Consider the following 20,761-nt stretch of genomic DNA (forward strand, 5'->3'; position numbering starts at 1 on the left):
CACGCGCCTGCGTGATAAAACAACCGGGTAAAAAACAAGGGGCTTTACGCCCCTTGTTTGTTTTTAACGCAAATGAATATACACCGTGCTTACATGGCTTTTTTGCTAGCAGCCTGCAAGGACTTTTCAATCTCATCATAAGGCTGCGCACCCAGCATGCGTTTACCGTTTTCAAAAAACATGGTCGGCGTGCTGTTGACCCCGACTTTATGCGCCAGTTCGCCGACTTTTTCCAGCGGCACATCGCACTTGGCCGTCGTGGTCGGCAGCTTGTTGTTCATGATCCAGTCTTGCCAGGCTTTTACACGGTTGCTGGCACACCAGATGCTACGCGATTTGTTGGCCGCATCCGGGTGCAGCTGTTCAATCGGATACAAAAAGGTGTAAATGGTGACATCGTTAATGTTGGTGAGCTCTTTTTGCTCAAGGCGCTTGCAGAATGGGCAATCCACATCCGAAAACACCACCAGCTTGCGACTGCCATTGCCTTTGACCACCTTGATGGCCTGATCCAGAGGCAGCGTATTAAAATCAATTTTAGTGAGCTCATCCATACGCTCACCGGTCAGGTCTTTTTTGGTTTTCGGATCTACCAGGCGGCCTTCAGCTATCAAAAAACTGAATTTATCATCGGTATAGATGATCTGGCCACCCATGTAGACTTCGTATAATCCGGCATAAGGGGTTTTGGTCACGCTATCCACCTTGAATTTTGGATAGGCACTCTCGATCTGTTTCTTCAGACTGGCTTCATCTGCCACGCTGCCCATAGACCACAGCAGACAGAGGGCACCCAAGGCCTTGATGACAGCCGTTGCGTTGTATTTTTTCATACCAACTCTTTCTCGAACGTGCACCGGACGCTACGCTTGCGTCGCGGTGCGAATTAAAAAACGTTTCAGCATAGCACTGTTTTCAACGCCGCGTAAGCCAAGCAAGGCGGCATGCGTCCACAGTGCCTGTGGACGCGCAAACAGAAAATCCAGTCCTCGCGTCAGGGCATGCATGCTTCGGATATCGCGTTGACGGCCACGCATGACATGCCGCAGCACGTTAACATCCCCCAAGGGCTTAATGCCCGGCAAGCGTGCGACTTCCGCACATAAGGCTTGCACATCTTCGAAGCCCAAATTGACCCCCTGCCCGGCCATAGGATGCACCTGGTGTGCGGCATCACCGAGCAACAGGATATTGGGCAACGCCATGGTTTCAGCTGTATTCTGCCTGAGGGGAAACGCCACCACAGCACCATTAGGCGTCAGTGGGCCCAAGACCTGACCACAGCGGTGTTCAACTGCGACTGCCAGCTCACCGGCAGACAGCGCCTGCATGCGGGCGGCCTCGGCGTGGGGTAAGGCCCAGACCAATGACACCTGCTGCTCAGGCATCGGCAGCAAGGCCAGCGTTTCATGGGCACCAAACCACTGCCTTGCCACGTGTTGATGCGCTTGTGTGGCAACATAATTGGTGACCAGCGCCGTCTGCGCAAAGTCCACTTGCTCCACGCCGATGCCACACTGCGAGCGCACCCATGAACTCGCGCCGTCTGCGCCTATCAATAATTGTGCTTCTATCGTTTGCTGCGGCAATGCTACACGAATTTGATGACCAAATTGTTGCAAGGATTGCGCCGGTGCGTCGGTAATCACCGTTACGTCCGCGTCTGCCAACACAGTCCAGCACGCCTGCATCAAGGCCTGACTCTCGACAATGCAGCCCATTTGGGCCAGATGCGCTTCCTTGGCTGTCAGGCTCAGGCTGGGCTGGGCATGATGCTGCGTCGGTGACCATAAATGCATGGCGTTGACCGGATTCACGCGCTGCGCAGGCACATGCTGCCAGACGCCAATCTCAGCTAACCAGTCCATGGTTTGATTGGTCAGCGCATAAATCCGGCTGTCCCAGTGTGACTGATCGTCGGCCCAGCCTGCTGGCAGCTCAAATGGTGGCTTGGCATCCGTCAGGACCACCTGCTTGCCCAGTCGGGACAAGGCGATGGCAGCGGTGAGCCCCACCAACCCAGCGCCGACAATCACTACATCTGCCCGCATCAAGTGCTTTTCAGCGTCCATAACTCATTTTTTCCACCAGAAAACGCCGGGCTATCGGCAACATGCTGAGCATCCCCAGCCCCGCGCCACGCAACACGCCCACCCCGATCAAATCATTTGAAAATACATTGACCAGAAAATCGGTAAACTGCAAGCCACGCCCGGTATCACGCTGTCTGGACGCCTGGTAGGCGAGCAAGCGGTGGTCCGCACCCCACTCATGCGATGCCGTAGACGCCACATTCTCGGCCAGCGCCACCGCATCGCGGATGCCGACATTAAAGCCCTGGCCGGCGACCGGATGCATGGTTTGCGCCGCATTGCCGATGACCACGCAATGCGCCGCAAACGTCTGTTCCAGCTTGCTTAATTTAAGCGGGAACCTGAAGCGTTTTCCGGCATGCAGAAAGCGGCCGACGCGGTCACCAAAGGCGGCATGCAGGGCGTGCAAAAAGGCGGCATCATCAAGCGCAGCAATCTCGTCGATATACGCCTGCTCGCCCGTCCACACCAGTGAAAACTGGTCACCATTCGGTAGCAGCGCCATCGGGCCGCGTGGCGTAAAGCGCTCGTAGGCAATCTGCCGGTGCGGCAGTTCAGTTTGTACCAGGCCCACCAGTGCATCATGCCCATAATGCTTGGTGTCGCGCTGCAAGCCCGGAATAGCCTCCAGACTCCGGCCGCCATCGGCCACCACCGCTAACGGTGTAGACAGCGAGTACCGTTGCCCATCGGCTGCCGTATATACAATATCGGCGGCACTGGCATGCACCTGCAAGTCCGTCACCGGAGCTTCATAATGCAGCTTAATGCCAGTGGTCAATTGCGCCAAGCGCGCATCCAGCGCCCGCATCAACACGCCATAAGACACCACATACCCCAGCGCCGGTAGCTGATGTTCTTGTGCTTTGAGCACGGTGCGGCCCAAACCTTTTTGCTGTGACACATGAATGGTTTCAATGGCGGTGACCGCATCGGCCAACATGGCCCATACTTGCAATTGCTCCAGCACCTGGCGCGTGCCAAAAGACAAGGCCAGGGCGCGGCCATCGCCGTACATGGCGCCTGGCGCCTGCGCTTCAAGCACGGTGACCGGCACACCCGCTTGCTGCAAAGACAAAGCCAGCACCAACCCGACCGGGCCGCCACCAATCACGACGGGATGTTCAATCAATTGCACGCTGCATCCATTTGTATGACAAAAATACACTCAAAAAATACTTTTTTAGAACAGTCTTTTAGACCTAGCCGACATCCACTGCAAAAGATCAGCGTTGCGCCATCAGCGCTTCGATATCAGCGACGGTTTTGACCGCAGCGGTCGTCAACACTTCATGGCCGTGCTCGGTGACCAGCACATCATCCTCGATACGGATACCGATATTCCAGAAATGTGGCGGCACATTGTCTGCAGGACGCACATAGCACCCTGGCTCTACGGTCAACACATGGCCAGGCTGTAGCATGACCCACGCACCGTCGGCTGTTTTGTACTCGCCGGCATCGTGCACATCCAGGCCCAGCCAGTGCCCGGTGCGGTGCATATAAAACTGGCGGTAGCTACCAGTTTCGAGCACCGCGTCGCGGCTACCCTGACACAAGCCATAGTGAATGAAGCCATCCACCAATACTTCGAGCGCAGCTTCATGCGGCGCATTCCAGTGCTGCTGCACATTGACTTTGCCCAAAGCGGCCGCCTGGGCGGCCAGCACCAATTCATACAAGTCCTTTTGTGGGCCACTGAAGCGGCCATTGACCGGGAAGGTACGCGTGATGTCCGAGGCGTAACCATCCAGTTCACAGCCAGCATCAATCAACAGCAAATCCCCGTCTTTGAGCTGGGCATTGTTAAAGTTGTAATGCAGGGTGCAGGCATTGGCGCCACCAGCCACAATGCTGGTATAAGCAGGCGCTTGCGCGCCATGGCGATAAAACGTGTGTAAAAACTCCGCTTCGACCTCATACTCCCATTGCCCGGGACGGGTGTGCTGCATGGCACGGTTATGCGCGGTGGCAGCAATCTGTGCTGACCGGCGCATGACGTCCATCTCCTCGGACGATTTAAGCAGACGCATGGCATCCAGCGCTTGACGCACATCAAGCAGTTGGGCGGGTGCTTGCATGCCAGAGCGAGTTTGTGCTTTGACCGCATTCAACCAAGCAGTGACTTTGCTGTCCCAGGCGCTGTCTGCACCCAGACTGAAATGCAAGACAGGCTGATTTGCCATCAGCTTGGGCAGTTCGGTGTCCAGCTGCGTGATCGAGTAAGCCTCATCAAAGCCAAACACTGTTTTGGCAGCTTCAGGGCCATAGCGAAAACCATCCCAGATTTCGCGATCCAGGTCTTTGTCACGGCAAAACAAAATACTTTTGGGCTGTGGTCCGGCCATCAGCACCAACACCGCTTCCGGCTCTTTAAAGCCGGTCAGGTAATAAAAATAGCTGTCAAAGCGGTAGGGATAGTGACTGTCGCGATTGCGTGTCACTTCGGGTGCGGTAGGAATGATCGCAATACCGGCCTGCATGTGGTTGATCAACTGCTGGCGGCGGCGAGAAAACTCTTGCATGGAAACACTCAAAGCTAATCCTGGATGATTGGGCATTGTAGCGTATTTGGTCGGCGATTGCTGGATTGGTTCCCCCTGCCTGCCAGGCACCCGCAATCAAAATCCCATCATCTCATACAGTGGTGATCGCCTGACCGATTGCTCAGCTTGTTCTATGGTGCCATCTTGTTGCCATTGTTGCAGTTGACGTGCCAGGATGGGTCGCACCTGGGCGGCATGCATGCCAGGCTTGATGGCGGGTAAATACAGCATTTTGAGCAACAAGGCATCCAGCCCCGTCAGCAAAGCTTCGGGCGTTTTATCGTTAAAAACCGAAGGAAACACGTGCTCGGAATCATTGGGCAAGCCCATGGCCTGGGTGATTTCTTCGACGATGCACGAGACCAGTGACCGATGCGATTGCGCATGATCTACCGGAATCACCACCCAAGCCCGCTTGAGCGCCTGCCCGGCATCAGCGGTAGACCCAAACATACAGACCGCATCTTCTGGCGGCTGCATGTTTGGATTGCCACTCACCGTTCTCAAATCCTGCTGCCATTGTGCCGCCTCGCTAAAAATCACGATCATATTGGCGTCAGCCGCACTGCTGGCAAAACCCACAGCATGCCCGGTAATTTGCGCCAGATGCTGAAGGTGGTAGCGCGTCAGTGTTGTATGCTTTTCCTGTTCGTCGGCATGGTGAACCAGCCATACCTTGACCGGCTTTAACCACTTGCGCACCCCAAACTCCCCCGGCCGGTATTCGTTGTGTAACGCGACCTCTACAAAGGTAAGCTGCAGGTACTCCGGCGACTGCCAAGCCTCTTCGGCTTTGCTGGCCTGCACAGACAATAGCGCAATCAGCAAAACAATCCCTTTAAATATCGTCATGCCTGTTCGTTTCGCGTAAGGGGTTGAGTAATGGCGACAAACCATTGTGGTCGATCTCCTGCATCAATTGCAGCAACCGCCCCAACTCACCGCGTGGAAAGCCTTCACGGGCAAACCAGTTTAAATAGTGGCCGGGCAAATCGGCAATCAAGCGTCCCTGATACTTGCCATAAGGCATTTTGACGCTGACCAGTTGTAATAAATCTTCGTTTTTCATGGGCTACTTGATGCGGGATCAACTTGGAATCATCGTGGCTATTCTACTAAAAAACTGTCGGCCCTCGCAGGCAAAGGGCCTGGCCTCAAGAATTCTGTGCAGCTGCCGATATGTTATCCAGTATGCCCTAATCACAAATAAAGATTACCTAGTGTTGAACTGAACATCGCGGAAAACCATGATGCAATACGAAGTCACCAAAGAAAAAAGTGCAGAGCACCTGCGGCAAGCCATCCACCATATGTCGATGCAGGATGCCGCCTTTCATCCAGTCAGCTATGCGGTCTGGTATGAATACTCGTCCGGCGAACATGCGCGCCTGATTGATGAGGTCAACGCACTGATTGAAAAAGAAAAAAAACTCAATGAAAAAAGCACGGCCCATGTCTTTAACAAGCATATTGCCGGCATTGATACCGATCATGCGAAAAAACTGGTAGAACGTTTCAGCCAAGTCGTCACCGAAATGCGCAGCTCGACCGAAAAAACCGGGCTGCAAACAAGCGAATACAGTAAAACCCTGGATGCCTGGTCTAACGAGATCCAGCAACAGGAGCCGCAACTGGCTTTGCAACTGGACTCATTGCTGTCAGAAACGCTGATGATGACCAATAGCCTCAACCATTTGCAAGGCAAATTGAGCTCAAGCCTGGAAGAGGTGGACGCGCTCAAAAACGAAATGATCAAGGCCAGACAAGAAGCCTTGCAAGACGGGCTGACTGGCCTCATGAACCGTAAGGGCTTTGACGTGGCGCTGCACGATTGCCTGCAACAGCACATCGTCGATACCAGCCTGATTATTGCGGATATTGATTACTTCAAAAAGGTGAATGACAGCTATGGCCACTTGTTTGGCGACAAGGTGATCCAGGCAGTTGCCAGCATTTTTAAAACCGTTGCCGGCAACAGCTACACGGCGGCGCGCTATGGCGGTGAAGAGTTTGTGTTGCTGCTACCGAATACGCAGCTGGAAACCGCGCGTGAAATCGCCGAGCAAATCCGGCATAAAGTTGCAGCGATCAATATCAAAAACACCATCACGCAGCATATGATTTCCAACATCACCATCTCATTGGGCGTGGCCGCCTACCAGCCTGGCGAACAGCCAGAGGACCTGTTCAGCCGTGCCGATCAGGCCCTGTATACGGCCAAAGCCAATGGCCGCAACCGTGTCACCCTGTCCAGCGAAGCCCTTGTTGCTGCCTGAGCCGTGCCGCTGAGGACCTCAGCGGCCAATTACAACAAATCCCGTTTTTGCTGGGGAATATCCTCATAAGGATAGCGGGCATGGCCAAAACGCATCACCAAGACCGAAACGGCCAGAATCAGAATCGCGGCAGACACTGCCAGCATATGCGTCTCTGTCATTTCTTTCATATCCAGCAACAAATACCGCGCCAGGGCCACCATGGCAATATAAATCGGGTAGCGCATCGGCAATTTGCCAGAGCCAAAATAACTGTTGATCATGGAAAAGACTTCCAGATACAGGAACAGCTGCAACAAATCGCCCAGGTCGACCATGCCGGCGTTCCACATACGCGACAGTTCATGCGCCAGTGAAAAGAAGGTGGCCAGTGTCACTAGCCCCAACCCTAAACGTTCTATCCACATCAAGGCCTGATGCGCCAGCTTGTCTGTTTTATGCTCGTACGGTGGTTTCATGATGCTCCCTTTTTGCTGCTTGTTATGATCTGTTTAACCATTCATCCAGTTGTTTTAATCGTTCTGGCGTCCCAATGTCATGCCAGACCCCCGCATGGTGCTGCCCGCTGACTTGTTGCTGCCGCATGGCGGCTTTTAATAACGGCGCCAGTTTGGCTGGCTGCCCGCGCGTCACCGTTACAAACAAGTCTGCATGATAAACCCCCACACCTGAGAACGTCAGTTTATGGCTGGCGTCTTCTTGCAGCAGGCCATTGACCAGGCCAAAATCTCCGGCCGGATGTTGTGGCGGATTATCCACCATGACCAGATGCGCCAGTTTACCGGCGGGGAGCGCCAGGCGTGCATAGTCAATATCGGTATAGACATCGCCATTCACCACCAGAAATGGTTGCGTCCCTAATAGCGGCAAGGCATAGGCAATCCCCCCCGCAGTTTCCAGCGCCGTACTTTCTGCACTGTAACTGATATTCACCTGCCAGCGGTCACCATCGCCCAGCGCGGCTTCAATCTGCGCCCCCAGATGCGCATGATTAATGACAATCTCAGTGATTCCTGCTTGCGCCAAGCGCTCAATATGCCAGACGATCAAGGGCTTGCCGCCCACTGCCAGCAAGGGTTTGGGCGTGTGGTCGGTCAGCGGCCGCATGCGCTCACCGCGACCAGCGGCCAGAATCATGGCGCGCATCTTCATGCCGCCTCTAGCGTCTTCAGCAACTTAAAGAAAGGACGCAACTCGACATAGCGCTCGCAAGCGGCTTGCAGATATTGCATCACCAGCGGCATATCCTTGAGGTAGCCCGCCTTGCCATCCCGATGATACAGCCGCGCAAAAATCCCCAGCACCTTGATATGCCGCTGAACGCCCATCCATTCAAAATCACGATAAAACTCACCAAAATCAGTATTCACGGGCAATCCCGCCTGCTTGGCAGATTGCCAATAACGGACCACCCAATCCATCATGATTTCTTCATCCCAGTGGATATAGGCATCCTTGAACAGCGAAACCAGGTCATAAGTAATCGCCCCGATCACGGCATCCTGAAAATCAAGCACGCCGGGATTATGCTCGGCGGTAACCATCAAGTTGCGCGAGTGATAGTCTCTATGCACGGTCACTTGTGGCTGCTGCAAAATATTGTCGACCAGCAAGGCAAATGTCTTGTCCATCACCGCTTGCTGCTCCGGAGTCAGCGTTTTGCCCAAATGCTTGCCCACATACCATTCCGGGAACAACTGTAACTCACGCATGAGCAACGCACTGTCATAAGGCGGCAAAGCGGCGGGCTGGGTCGCCAGTTGCATCTTGATCAAGGCCTGGCATGCATCACCATAAAAGGCTTTGGCATTACCGGCATTGAGCTGCGACAAATAGGTGTCATTGCCCAGATCACTGAGCAGCAAAAACCCTTGTTCCAGGTCTTGCGCGAGAATCTTGGGCACATTCAACCCCGCGGCCAGTAACTGCTCGGCCACGCGGACAAAAGGACGGCAATCCTCCTGGGGCGGTGGCGCATCCATGGCAATCAGGGTTTCTGCGGCCAGATGTACGCGGAAATAGCGACGGAAACTGGCATCGGCGGAAGCCGTGCTGAGCGTAAAGGGTTGCTGAAGTACGTCTGTCAGCCATTGCTGAAGGTGCTGTGTTCTATCCACAAAATATCCCGAATCTTGAATAGGCCTGTCTGGTGGCCGCTGCGATGAAAATGCGGCAGCCATTTTAAGGGAAAAATGACTTTTTAAGCGTTTTCATGAATAATATAGCGCAATTGAAACAAGGCATCGGGCTAACATCCCAAAATTCGCCGTAATAATTACGCTGCCAACGGCAGGCCTGACCGAAACGATCACTCTTTGAATAACTTGCACGTTCACTCATCTACTTTTCAGGAGCGCGGGATCCGCCTGATTCTGGCATTGCTGGCCATAGGCACACTCTCGCCTGAGCACTTGCGCGCTGAGGAAGAGGCTGCCCCTGAAAAAATTCAGCTGGCAGAGGCGGTCACCTTGCCAGGTGCGATTGAGATTGAAGGCGACACCCTGCAACTGCGCATGGACCGTCAAATGCGTGCGACGGGCAACGCTGTGATGCGCAAAGACGGGCAACAGGTCACGGGCGATGATATTCGCTACGATATCCAGAACGATGAATTGCAAGTCGAAGGCAATGCGGTGATTACCGCCGGTCAAACCAAAATCACCGGCCCCATGTTGCGCATGCGCCTGAGCGAAAACATCGGTGAAATGCGTGATGTATCCATTGAATTCAAAAGTAGCCCGCCACCGCCCAACGATGAGGACGGTAGTCCCTTGCTGAATGATCAGGCAATTTTACTCAGTGACCCGAAAAGATATCTGGAAGACAATCAGTCTTACAGCACCCAGGCCAGTACCAAAAGCAATGCATTTGACAACATTCGCGCCACCGCCAAACAGGTGCTCTTTGAAGGCCAGAACATCAAACGCCTGAAAGGCGCCAGCTATACCTCTTGTGCAGCGGATGTGGATGACTGGTATATCAAAACTAATAGCCTGGAACTGAACGATTACTCTAGAACCGGCGTGGCAACCAATGCCTATGTCGAATTCAAAGGGGTGCCTATCCTCTACACGCCCTGGATGAGCTTTTCGTATAACAACCAACGTAAAAGCGGCTTTCTTGCGCCCTTGTGGGGCACGACCTCGCGGAGCGGTTTTCAGCTTTTAACGCCTTACTATATCAATATCAGCCCGGATATGGATGCCACGGTATCCACCAACTACTTCAGCAAGCGCGGCCTGCAACTGCAAGGAGAGTTCCGCTATCTGGGCGAAACCTATTCCGGCATCAACAACCTGGAGTATCTGGATAAAGACAACATGACGGGGCAAACCCGTTACTACGCCAAGCTCACGCATTTACAAAGCTTTGGCAGTAACTGGTCTGGCGGCTACAGCTTTGAAAAGGTCTCTGATGATACTTACTTTTCAGACCTAGCGACACGGATTCAGGTCACTTCACGTGTGAACTTGCAACAAGCCGTGTTTGCCAATTACAACAGTGAGCACGTCACCTTTAACGGCATCCTTCAGCGCTACCAAAACCTGGATAACGTGTCCTTTGTTTATCAGCGATTACCTCAGCTTACGTTAACCTACAACGATGATTTTAAAGGTTTCCATGTTCAGACAGGGGCGCAATACGTTAACTTTCAAACCATGGATGGCATGGTAGACAAGCCTAGCGGCAGTCGCATGAGTGTCTACCCTTCGATTTCATACCCGATGAAAAACTCTTATGCTTTTTTGACACCAAAAATTGGTGTGCAAAGCACGCAATACAGTTTGAGCAACAATACGCCGGTAGGATATTCGCAAGAATACAATCAGTTGAATCGTACGCTGCCTATCATGAGCCTGGATTCTGGTCTGTATTTTGACCGTCAGACCAGCTTGTTTGATACCACGTATACGCATACGCTGGAACCACGGGCATACTATGTGTATATCCCTTATAAAGACCAGAGCAAGCTTCCGATTTTTGACACCTCGCTCAACACCTTGAACCAGAACTCGATTTTTTATGAAAATCAGTTCAGTGGCGATGACCGTGTCAATAATGCCAACCAGATGACACTGGCCCTCACCAGCCGTCTGATTGACAGTGAAACCGGCATTGAGCGCCTGAGTGGCACGCTGGCGCAGCGCTATTATTTTGAAGACCAGAAAGTCACACTACCCAATACCACCACCAGTATCAGTAAATCCTCGGACATTCTGGCTGGCTTCACGGCAAGGCTCTCCAGTCGCTTGAATCTGGATACTTTCTGGCAATACGATACAGAAAGAAGCAATATGCAGCGCAACAATTACTTGCTGCGCTATAACCCTGAACCAGGCAAATCGTTTACCTTCGGCTACCGTTACACGGCTAACACGCTGGAGCAAATCGATACTTCAGCGCAATGGCCACTAGGCTCCGGTTGGTACGGCATCAGCCGATTGAACTACTCTATCCGTGACGCCAATGCAGTACAGTTTTTGGGCGGACTTGAGTATGATGCGGGCTGCTGGCAGGCACGTGCTGTCATGCAACGTGTGCAAACAGCGACGGCCAATGCGAACTACGGCATGTTTTTTCAACTCGAACTCGGTGGGCTGACCTCTATTGGTGCCAACCCGCTGAATGTGATCAAGCGCAATATCCCAACTTATATGCGCACTTATGATATCCCGGCAATTTACAGAGACCAGAACGCGCAATGATGAAACATATACTGAATTTAATCCTCACGTTGAGTACCGCTTTGCTCATCACAGCACAGTCTGCAACCTTATTCGCGGCAGAAAAAAAACCGATTGAAAAAATGGACCGCATTATTGCCGTGGTCGATCAATCCGTAATTACCGAGCGTGAAATGCTGAACCGTATGGAATATGTGAAAGCACAAATGCTCAAAAAAGGCGCTGACCTGCCGCCCGATGAAGCGTTGCAGAAACAGATTTTGGAGCGGCTGATTGTCGATAGCCTGCAATTGCAACTCGCAGCGCAAACTGGCATCAAGGTGGATGATGCGCAGTTGGACAAAACCATAGACCGGATTGCCGAACAAAACAACCTCACCTTGCCTGCGTTTAAAAAAGCGCTCGAAGAAGATGGCACCAACTTTTACAAATTCCGTGAAGATATCCGCAATGACATCATCATCGCCCGTCTGCGCGAGCGCGATGTTGATAACAAAGTAAATATTTCTGAAGCGGAAATTGATAACTACTTGACGACACAGGAAAAAGAAGGCGAACTGGATGAATTTAACATCTCGCAGATTTTGATTCGCCTGCCCGAAGACAGCGGCCCAGACGACATTCAAAAAGCCAAAGCACGTACCGAACAAATCATGAAAGCGCTGGCGGACGGCATGAGTTTTGAAAAAGCCTCGGCCAACTTTTCGGATGCACCAAATGCGCTGGACGGCGGCGGCCTGGGCTGGCGCAGTGGTCAGCAGATGCCTGCCCAGTTTCTTGAACTGGTTAAAACCATGCAGCCCGGCGGTATCTCTCGCCCAATCCGCAGTGCAAGCGGTGTGCATATCCTAAAGCTCAATGAAAGACGTGCGGGCGCCAGTACGCTGATTGTTGACCAGACCCATGTCCGCCATATTCTGCTCAAACCGAACGAGGTGTTGTCGGACAAGGAAGCAAGACAGAAAATAGAAGGCATTAAAGAGCGTATAGACCACGGTACACCATTCCAGGACATGGCACGCCAGTATTCGGACGATGGCAGCGCCTCCAACGGTGGCGATTTAGGTTGGATCAGCCCGGGTGACACCGTGCCGGTATTTGAAAAAACCATGGCAGAATTGGCCATCAACGAAGTCAGCGCCCCTATCCGTAGCCAGTTTGGCTGGCATTTGATCCAGGTGCTGGAGCGCCGTAAACAGGACATGTCCAAAGAATCCAAACGCTTGAAAGCGCGTCAGGAAATCCGTGCACGCAAGGCTGAAGAAGCTTACAACGACTGGGTTCATGAGTTGCGCGACAAGGCGTTTGTCGAAATGCGGCTGGAAGACAAGTTTTAAGTGCAGCGCACTGAAACCGGCGCATCTGCACCATCCATGAACGCTTTGCCCAAAATTGCCATTACGTCTGGCGAGCCTGCAGGCATCGGCCTGGATGTTTGCGTCAAGCTGGCGCATACCGCCCTGCCAGCAGAGATTGTGGTACTGGCTGATCCGCAAGCTTTACAGGCACGCGCTGCGCAACTGGGCATGCCACTCACCATACACACGGACGTCCGGCCACTTCACTCCCACGCAGGCGATGGCACGCTGACCGTGCTGCCCATCCCAACGGCCGCCCCCGTCGTGGCAGGCAAACTGGATCCCCGGAATGGCCGCACCGTACTAGAGATGCTGGACCGCGCGCTGGCAGGTTGCCAGACCGGGGAATTTGATGCCATGGTGACCGCCCCCGTGCACAAAGGCATCATCAACCAAGCCGGCATTGCATTTACTGGCCACACCGAATATCTGGCAGAAAAAACAGGCACTGCACAAGTAGTGATGATGCTGGTGGGGGGAGGCATGCGCGTGGCTCTGGCGACCACCCATTTACCACTGACCCAAGTCAGCGCCGCCATTACGCAAGCCTCGCTCACCACCACGCTGCGTATTTTGCACCATGATCTGGTACACACCTTCGGCATCCCGCAACCACGCATCTATGTCGCCGGACTGAACCCGCATGCAGGGGAAGATGGCTATCTGGGCATGGAAGAAATCGACACGATTAACCCGGTGCTGACACAGTTGCGCGCAGAGGGCATGCTACTGATGGGCGCCCTGCCCGCAGATACCATGTTTTCGCAGAAAAACCTGGCCCATGCCGATGCGTTTCTGGCCATGTACCATGATCAGGGCCTGACCGTACTCAAACATGCCAGTTTTGGCCAAGGTGTCAATGTGACGCTGGGCTTGCCCATTATCCGCACCTCGGTCGATCACGGCACGGCGCTGGATATTGCGGGCAGCGGTCAAGCCGATATCGGCAGCATGCTGAGCGCCATCCAGCTCGCCATTGCACTTTCGCATACCCGCAAGACTCGTCACAAATGAAACATATCGCCAAGAAAAAGTTTGGTCAGAACTTCCTGATCGACCAGAGCATTATCCAGAGCCTGATCAATGCCATTCATCCACAAGCGGAGGATCTGATGGTGGAAATCGGCCCGGGGCTGGGCGCCATGACACAGCCTTTGCTCAAACAGTTGAACCACTTGCACGTCGTCGAAATCGACCGTGACATCATTCAATGGATGCAAGGCTTTTATCCGGCGCAAAAAATGACCATCCACAATTCGGATGTGCTCAAGTTTGACTTCGGCACCCTGGGTGAACGCATCCGCATCGTCGGCAACCTGCCCTATAACATCTCCAGCCCCATCCTGTTCAAGCTGCTCGAGAACACGTCGCAGATTATAGACATGCACTTTATGCTGCAAAAAGAGGTGGTCGAGCGTATGGTCGCCGCCCCCTCCAACGCTGAATATGGCCGCCTGTCGGTCATGCTGCAATACCGTTTGCAGATGGAATATCTGGTCACCGTGCCACCCGAAGCCTTTGATCCGGCACCGAAAGTCGAGTCTGCTTTTGTCCGTTGCGTGCCCTACGCCAGCCTGCCTTTCCCGGCGACGGATGAAGCCCTGTTTGCCAAAGTGGTCACCGCCGCGTTTGGCCAGCGCCGCAAAACCTTGCGCAACACACTTAAAGGACTGCTGGATGATGCAGGCTTCAGCGCGTTGAATATCGATTCGCAGTTACGCGCCGAAAATCTTAGCGTGGCCGAGTTTGTCGCGATCAGCAATTATCTGGCAAGCCAAAATCAATCATAAAACCATTCATATCAACAAGTTAATAACAAAATAGTCACTTAGCAGCGGCTGGCCAATTTGCGATTGTGTGCAGCCTTAAGCTGATTTTAAATCTGCTTTAAAACAGAGCCTGATATAATTCTGTTTTTTTTATTCTTACCCATTTTTGGAGCATGTTATGCGTTTGATTCTGCTGGGCGCCCCTGGTGCCGGTAAAGGGACACAAGCCACCTTTATCAAAGAAAAATTCAATATTCCGCAAATTTCCACCGGCGATATGTTGCGCGCAGCAGTCAAGGCAGGCACCCAATTAGGTCTTGAAGCCAAAAAATTCATGGATGCCGGCGGCCTGGTACCAGACGAAGTCATTATCGGCCTGGTTAAGGAACGCATTAAAGATGCCGACTGCGCCAATGGTTTCCTGTTTGACGGCTTTCCGCGCACCATTCCGCAAGCCGAAGCCATGAAACAGGCCGGCGTAGGCATTGACTACGTGGTTGAGATTGATGTGCCGGACGCGGCCATCGTTGAGCGCATGAGTGGCCGCCGCAGCCACCCGGCTTCAGGTCGTACCTACCATGTCAAATTCAACCCACCAAAAGTGGAAGGCAAAGATGATGTCACCGGCGAAGACCTGGTACAACGCGATGATGACAAGGAAGAAGTGGTATTAAAGCGTCTGGAGGTTTACCACAACCAGACCGAACAGCTGATCGGCTACTACTCAGACTGGGCCAATTCTGGCCAGGGCGGCGCGCCAAAATACGTTAAGGTCAATGGCCTGGGTGAATTGAATACCATTAAAGAAGAAATCTTTGTAGCATTGAAATAATTTCTTCAAATCAAAAAGCCCGCAAGTTGCGGGCTTTTTTTATGGACGTTACGATTAGAAATCGTAACGTATGCCACCAAAAACCTGGCGCTGGCGTCCTGCCACCATACCATCGACACGGCTAGCAAGATATTCGCGATCACCCAGATTATAAGCGCTAGCAAAATAAGTCATGCGACTACCAACCGGTCTGTAATTCACAGTCGCGTTAATGAGCGCGTAAGATGGAATATCACCTGTCACCCCTCGAAATACATTCGCACTATTACGGCCGGCTCTGAAGGACACATCCTCTTCCTGACGGCTCACATAATCCACCCCGATACGTGCATCAAGACCAACCGGATGCTCATAACCAAAGCTTAAAGAAGCAAGATGCCGAGGGGCATATGGCAAGCGATCACCGTCTACAATATTAGCTGCTGCATTGGTTTTTTTAAATTTAGCAGTGAACAAGTTAGTGTAAGAGCCTGCGATGTAGAAGTTGTGCGAAGTGTTGTAAATCTGCCCAAAATTAATTCGACCACCAAACTCGATACCATTTTGTTCAGACTGACCACCATTAATGAATGTGCCTTGTACAGGCCCAGCGACGACAATATCATCAAAGACCGTGTGGAATAAGGTACTCTCAAATGTAACGCCTTTAAAGAAACTCGATCTTAAACCTAACTCCCAATTAATACTCTCCTCTGACTTGGTTTTACTCACAACGGCTGTATTCGCACCATTTTCAGCAAAAAGGTCACGGTCAGGACGTGGTGGTGCAAAACCTTTGTGCACACCCGCAAATAAAGTTGTTTTCTCAAAGCCATTCCAGGTCAAACCCAATCCTGGCAATAACTTAGTTTGATTATTCGTTAACTTGGACTCAGGGTTATTTTGGGGGTTACCATCTGCACGCATCACATCCGTTTTAATCCGAATATCCTCTAGTCTCAGACCGGGCGTAAATGTCCAGTCTCCAACATAGAAGGTATTCTGTGCGTAATAGGACTTTGCTTCTACTTCAATTTTAATATCTTCTCGTGGCAAGGTCGTTTGGGCAAAACCCAGATGTTGGAAACGGGCGTCATCACCACGATATTGTTTACGATCGATGTCTTCCTTGTGATATCTGAAGCCCAATACTGCATTACTTTCGATCCCGAATAGGCTGTGTTGAATATCCAGACGTGGCTCAATCCCCCAATATTCAAACTCACGTGGCCGCCAACGCCCGCCGCATTGATCAGCTAACGCCAGATTAGGGTTACCATTACCGCCAATGCCTGCTGGACATCTTTCCAGTTGGGATCGACCCGCATTTTCACCTGGGTTGTTGATTTGCCTGAATGATGCCCGTTCAGATTTTGCATAATAAGCTTGCGTACTCAATTTCACCTGCTCATTGACCTGAAACAAGTGCTGCAATTGAAAGGTAGTCCGCTCATGCTGAAACACATCATTCTTGCCAGTAGGTGCCTGATACTTATCTTCGTTATACTCCACAAGGCCCAAACCGGTTTCTGATACATGCGAGTCCTCGCGGAAATAACTGGCTTTAGCAATCAACGTATGTCTGTCCGACAAGTTTAACTGTCCTTTCGCCGTATACTCCTGAATCTCAAAGTCATGATGCTTGCGGATGCCATCGCCTTTTTTATGTAGGGCATCTATCATCAGTCCTCCACGCTCATCACCAGCGCCTATCGTGCCGTAAAGACTGCTAAAGTCATGGTTACCCAACGTCGCCTGTACATTTCCATGCACTTGTCCATCCGTTGGCACAGGCCGAGTCACGAAGTTGATCATGCCGCCCACGGTCTGTGGTCCATAAAGAATCTGGCCGGACCCCTTTACAACTTCAATACGCTGTACACGCTCAAGCGGTGTGGTGTAATGCGCTGCCGGATCTCCATAAGGCGCCAGAAAGATAGGCATCCCATCTTCCATTAACAAGGTACGTGAAGTCCGGCGAGGGTTTAATCCCCGAATCCCGATATTCACGCCCAAACCAAATGTATTCTCCCCAACGACATTCACACCAGGCACATTGTTCAACGCTTCCTGAATTGAGAATGGGCGGCGCTCCATCAGTGCTTTTTCATCAATTAAATCGTATGACCCCGGCACGGAGTCCAGGCGGTCGGGCAAAATGCCACGGACTTCGAGTTTATCCAGCGCCACCGACTTGCTCGCTTGAGACTGGTCTTCTGCCAGCCCCTGTAGCGCATAGGCATGTAATGAAAATGCCGTCGCAACGACAATCAGTTTTTTTCTTGGTTTTTGCATGTGTGTAACCCCAAAAATGACAACAGAGTGTGTCAAGGCTGCAAACAACATGCCAACATATCGCGATAATTATTAACTATATGATTGTTATAAAAATAATCTATTTTATGACTATATATTAATGATAAATCAATTTAATCACTGGTCCAAAAAAACCAATCCGATTTAGAATTGGTTAATATCAACCACCACTTACGTGGATATGCAGGCGTTAAAAATTCCGCTTCAGGAAAATCATCCCCACCATCCAGCAGAACCTTAGTCAGGTATAATCTTGTTTTTTATTTCAAACCCATTTCAGCATGCAACAGCAGTATCCATTTAAAGAAGTCGAGCAACAGGCCCAACAGCACTGGGACAGCAAGCTGAGTTTCCAGGCCAAGGCAGACAGTCACAAGCCCAAATACTATTGCTTGTCGATGTTCCCCTACCCAAGTGGCAAGTTGCATATGGGGCATGTGCGTAACTACACCATCGGCGACGTATTAAGCCGCTATCACCATATGAAAGGCTTTAACGTGTTGCAACCCATGGGTTGGGATGCGTTTGGCTTGCCTGCAGAGAACGCGGCGATTCAGAATAGCGTGCCACCAGCGCAATGGACATATGACAACATTGCCTACATGCGCAAGCAGTTGAAGTCACTGGGCTTTGCCATCGACTGGAGCCGCGAGCTGGCCACCTGCCAGCCTGACTATTACAAATGGAACCAGTGGCTGTTTTTGCGCATGCTGGAAAAAGGCATCGCCTACAAAAAAACCCAGGTGGTGAACTGGGACCCGGTCGACCAGACCGTGCTCGCCAATGAGCAGGTGATTGATGGCCGCGGCTGGCGCACCGGCGCCCTGGTTGAGAAGCGCGAAATCCCTGGCTATTACCTCAACATCACCGGCTACGCACAGCAATTGCTGGATGACCTGGACAAACTGCCAGGCTGGCCAGAGCGTGTCAAAACCATGCAGGCCAACTGGATAGGCAAGAGCGTGGGCGTGCGTTTTGCATTTACGCACGACATCAAAAACAATGATGGCCAATTGATTGATGACGGCAAACTGTGGGTATTCACCACCCGTGCCGACACCATCATGGGCGTGACCTTCTGTGCCGTGGCAGCCGAGCATCCGCTGGCGACACAAGCTGCGCAACAAAACCCGGCGCTGCAAGCATTTATCGACAAATGCAAGCAAGGCTCCGTCATGGAAGCTGACATGGCCACCATGGAAAAAGAAGGCATGGACACCGGCCTGACCGTCACCCACCCGATGACCGGCGAACAGGTGCCGGTGTGGATAGGCAACTATGTCCTCATGACCTATGGCGAAGGCGCCGTCATGGCCGTGCCTGCGCACGACGAACGTGATTTCGGCTTTGCCAAAAAATACAATCTGCCGATCAAACAAGTAATCAGCGTGCTCGGTCAGGAATTTGACCTGGCAGCCTGGCAAGAGTGGTACGGTGATAAAACCAAAAGCGTCTGCATCCACTCTGGCAAATATAACGATCTGGGCTATGCAGAAGCAGTTGAGGCTGTGGCAGCAGATCTGGCAGAAAAAAATCTGGGCGGCAAGCAGACCAACTGGCGCCTGCGCGACTGGGGCGTTTCCCGTCAGCGCTACTGGGGTTGCCCGATTCCGATCATTCATTGCGACAGCTGTGGCGATGTGCCTGTGCCTGATGACCAGCTACCGGTGAAATTACCGGAAGATTGTGTCCCGGATGGTTCAGGCAATCCGCTCAACAAGCGCGAAGACTTTTTAAACTGCACCTGCCCCAAATGTGGCCAGCCCGCCAAGCGCGAAACTGACACCATGGATACCTTTGTCGATTCCAGCTGGTACTACGCACGCTATGCCTCAGGCTTTAGCAATGAAGCCATGGTGGATGCACAGACCAATCACTGGATGCCGGTAGACCAGTATATTGGCGGCATTGAACACGCGATTTTGCATCTGCTCTACTCCCGCTTCTGGAGCAAGGTCATGCGCGACCTGGGGCTGGTCAATTATGATGAGCCATTTGCCAACCTGCTGACACAAGGCATGGTGCTGAATCATATCTTCTCACGCCGCACGGCTAAAGGCGGTATTGAATATTTTGCGCCGGAAGAAGTCGAGCTGGTACACGATAACAACGGCAAGGTGACCGGTGCCAAGCTGCTCAAAGATGGCTCGGCCATTGACTACCAGGGCATAGGCACCATGTCCAAGTCCAAGCGCAATGGCGTCGATCCGCAATCGCTGATTGAACAATATGGCGCGGATACTGCCCGCTTCTTTATGATGTTTGCGGCGCCGCCAGAACAAACGCTGGAGTGGTCAGACAGTGGCGTGGAAGGCTCACACCGTTTCTTGAAACGGGTATGGAATTTTGGCCATGCCTTGTCCCAACAAACCCCTGCTGACCTGCCAAACAAACTGACCGGCGAGCTGGCCAACCACAGACGTGAAGTGCATAGCGTGCTCAAACAGGCCAATGTCGATCTGGGCAAGCTACAGTTCAACACAGTGGCCTCTGCCTGCATGAAAATCCTCAACACGCTGGAGAAAGTGCAAAAAGAGGCAGAAAAAGACTGGGTCGCCGTGGCGTTTGAAGGCTACAGCATCCTGTTGCGCCTGTTATCGCCGATTGCGCCGCACATCACGCAAGTCATGTGGCAATCGCTCAAACTTGGCGAAGACATTCTGTCTGCCAAATGGCCAGAACCAGCCAACTCAGCCCTGGTACAGGACGAGGTGGAATACGTGGTGCAGGTTAATGGCAAGCTGCGTGGCAGCATCAGCATCCCCAAGAGCATGGCCAAAGAGCAGATTGAAGCGACTGCCGTCAATCAGGATTTCGTCCAAAAATTCCTGAACGAAGGCAGCGTGAAAAAAATCATCGTTGTGCCCAACAAACTGATTAATATTGTGGTGGCTTAGCCCTTTCTTT

Annotated in this window: 17 protein-coding genes; 7 read left to right on the forward strand and 10 right to left on the reverse strand. The window is 52.3% G+C overall.

Features of this window, described 5'->3' with window-relative positions; all coding sequences use genetic code 11:
• Positions 1-89: 89 nt before the first annotated feature.
• The 6 genes from GOC95_RS10190 to GOC95_RS10215 all read right to left on the reverse strand — a co-directional run bounded on the left by GOC95_RS10190 (position 90) and on the right by GOC95_RS10215 (position 5,708).
• The gene (locus tag GOC95_RS10190; RefSeq protein WP_194747159.1) at positions 90-833 is read right to left on the reverse strand and encodes a DsbC family protein; all 744 of its coding nucleotides are present in this window, start codon (positions 831-833) and stop codon (positions 90-92) included.
• Between the two features lie 30 nt (positions 834-863).
• Positions 864-2,072, reverse strand: a complete 1,209-nt coding sequence (locus tag GOC95_RS10195; RefSeq protein WP_275356952.1) for an FAD-dependent monooxygenase — start codon at positions 2,070-2,072, stop codon at positions 864-866.
• Complete coding sequence (locus GOC95_RS10200; RefSeq protein ID WP_275356953.1) at positions 2,062-3,231, reverse strand: FAD-dependent monooxygenase; 1,170 nt, start codon at positions 3,229-3,231, stop codon at positions 2,062-2,064. The genes GOC95_RS10195 and GOC95_RS10200 overlap by 11 nt, the downstream gene beginning before the upstream one ends.
• A gap of 88 nt (positions 3,232-3,319) precedes the next feature.
• Positions 3,320-4,618, reverse strand: coding sequence for a Xaa-Pro aminopeptidase (gene pepP / locus GOC95_RS10205; protein WP_275356954.1), 1,299 nt, complete (start codon positions 4,616-4,618; stop codon positions 3,320-3,322).
• Positions 4,619-4,714: 96 nt separating this feature from the next.
• Entirely contained in the window at positions 4,715-5,491 is a 777-nt protein-coding gene (locus GOC95_RS10210) for a DUF2927 domain-containing protein (protein ID WP_275356955.1), read from the reverse strand.
• The gene (locus tag GOC95_RS10215) at positions 5,478-5,708 is read right to left on the reverse strand and encodes a DUF3820 family protein (protein ID WP_275356956.1); all 231 of its coding nucleotides are present in this window, start codon (positions 5,706-5,708) and stop codon (positions 5,478-5,480) included. Before GOC95_RS10215 ends, GOC95_RS10210 begins: the two co-directional genes overlap by 14 nt.
• Positions 5,709-5,886: 178 nt before the next feature.
• Here GOC95_RS10215 and GOC95_RS10220 point away from each other — a divergent pair, with 178 nt between their 5' ends.
• Positions 5,887-6,915, forward strand: coding sequence for a diguanylate cyclase (locus GOC95_RS10220; protein ID WP_275356957.1), 1,029 nt, complete (start codon positions 5,887-5,889; stop codon positions 6,913-6,915).
• Between the two features lie 29 nt (positions 6,916-6,944).
• Here the strand turns inward: GOC95_RS10220 and GOC95_RS10225 are convergent, their stop codons facing one another.
• From GOC95_RS10225 to GOC95_RS10235, 3 genes are read right to left on the reverse strand one after another with little or no spacing between them, the layout of a single operon-like run.
• Positions 6,945-7,373, reverse strand: coding sequence for a phosphate-starvation-inducible PsiE family protein (locus GOC95_RS10225; RefSeq protein WP_275356958.1), 429 nt, complete (start codon positions 7,371-7,373; stop codon positions 6,945-6,947).
• 22 nt (positions 7,374-7,395) lie between these two features.
• On the reverse strand, positions 7,396-8,061 hold the full coding sequence (gene murU / locus GOC95_RS10230) for an N-acetylmuramate alpha-1-phosphate uridylyltransferase MurU (protein ID WP_275356959.1): 666 nt from the start codon (positions 8,059-8,061) through the stop codon (positions 7,396-7,398).
• Positions 8,062-8,063: 2 nt separating this feature from the next.
• Positions 8,064-9,032: a phosphotransferase gene (locus GOC95_RS10235; RefSeq protein ID WP_275356960.1), complete on the reverse strand. Its 969-nt coding sequence runs from the start codon at positions 9,030-9,032 to the stop codon at positions 8,064-8,066.
• 207 nt (positions 9,033-9,239) lie between these two features.
• Between GOC95_RS10235 and GOC95_RS10240 the strand changes: the two genes are divergently transcribed.
• From GOC95_RS10240 to adk, 5 genes are all read left to right on the forward strand, one after another.
• On the forward strand, positions 9,240-11,621 hold the full coding sequence (locus GOC95_RS10240) for an LPS-assembly protein LptD (protein ID WP_275356961.1): 2,382 nt from the start codon (positions 9,240-9,242) through the stop codon (positions 11,619-11,621).
• On the forward strand, positions 11,618-12,937 hold the full coding sequence (locus GOC95_RS10245; RefSeq protein ID WP_275356962.1) for a peptidylprolyl isomerase: 1,320 nt from the start codon (positions 11,618-11,620) through the stop codon (positions 12,935-12,937). The genes GOC95_RS10240 and GOC95_RS10245 overlap by 4 nt, the downstream gene beginning before the upstream one ends.
• Positions 12,938-12,973: 36 nt before the next feature.
• Positions 12,974-13,972 carry a 4-hydroxythreonine-4-phosphate dehydrogenase PdxA gene (gene pdxA / locus GOC95_RS10250; RefSeq protein ID WP_275356963.1) on the forward strand — a complete coding sequence of 333 codons (999 nt, stop codon included), beginning with the start codon at positions 12,974-12,976 and terminating at the stop codon, positions 13,970-13,972.
• Positions 13,969-14,748: a 16S rRNA (adenine(1518)-N(6)/adenine(1519)-N(6))-dimethyltransferase RsmA gene (gene rsmA, locus GOC95_RS10255; protein WP_275356964.1), complete on the forward strand. Its 780-nt coding sequence runs from the start codon at positions 13,969-13,971 to the stop codon at positions 14,746-14,748. The genes pdxA and rsmA overlap by 4 nt, the downstream gene beginning before the upstream one ends.
• 157 nt (positions 14,749-14,905) lie before the next feature.
• Positions 14,906-15,559, forward strand: a complete 654-nt coding sequence (gene adk / locus GOC95_RS10260) for an adenylate kinase (protein ID WP_275356965.1) — start codon at positions 14,906-14,908, stop codon at positions 15,557-15,559.
• A gap of 54 nt (positions 15,560-15,613) precedes the next feature.
• Here adk and GOC95_RS10265 read toward each other — a convergent pair whose 3' ends face one another.
• Positions 15,614-17,833, reverse strand: a complete 2,220-nt coding sequence (locus GOC95_RS10265) for a TonB-dependent receptor (protein ID WP_275356966.1) — start codon at positions 17,831-17,833, stop codon at positions 15,614-15,616.
• A 302-nt stretch (positions 17,834-18,135) separates the two neighbouring features.
• On the opposite strand from GOC95_RS10265, the gene leuS reads away from it, so the two are divergent.
• Entirely contained in the window at positions 18,136-20,751 is a 2,616-nt protein-coding gene (leuS, locus tag GOC95_RS10270) for a leucine--tRNA ligase (protein WP_275356967.1), read from the forward strand.
• Positions 20,752-20,761 lie beyond the last annotated feature (10 nt).

It is taken from the genome of Methylophilus sp. YYY-1 (assembly GCF_029132825.1).
GTDB lineage: Bacteria > Pseudomonadota > Gammaproteobacteria > Burkholderiales > Methylophilaceae > Methylophilus > Methylophilus glucosoxydans.